General features: G+C 43.3%; 1 protein-coding gene. It reads left to right on the top strand.

Annotated elements, in window-relative coordinates:
- A partial coding sequence (locus tag GBI16_RS18495) for an asparaginase domain-containing protein (protein WP_171494600.1) occupies positions 1 to 450 on the top strand: 450 nt, incomplete at both ends.

The following is a 450-nucleotide window of genomic DNA, read 5'->3' as shown; positions in this document are numbered from 1 at the left end:
ATATTGTTGATAGCAGTGCATGCACGGCACCTGATTGGTTACGCCTGATTCAACGTATACAACAACTACAACTTGAAGGTTATCAGCATTTCGTTGTTATTCATGGTACAGACACGCTCAGTTATGCGGCTGCGACCCTAGCCCGCTTTTTGGGCCAAAGCTGTCATATTGTGATCACCGGTAGCCAATATCCGTTACTCAATATTCAAGGCGATAACACCCGTGAATTTACTGATGCAATTGAAAACTTATATCTTGCACTAGAACAAGTGATTGCTTTACCTGTGGGTGCTTATCTCGCATTCCACCATCAAGTATTCCACGCGCAGACTGCATTAAAAACGCATACGACTGAACTCGATGCATTTTCAGGGTTAAGTAGTGAAGCTGAGTTTACGCCTCAGCAAAATGAATTGATCGTACAAGATGCCCAAATTGAACGAGCTGCTT

Origin of the sequence: Acinetobacter sp. TUM15064 (genome assembly GCF_008980265.1) — a bacterium.
Taxonomy (GTDB): Bacteria; Pseudomonadota; Gammaproteobacteria; order Pseudomonadales; family Moraxellaceae; genus Acinetobacter.
The sequence above is the reverse complement of the archived record's forward strand: the minus strand, read 5'-3'. Positions and strand labels throughout refer to the sequence as shown.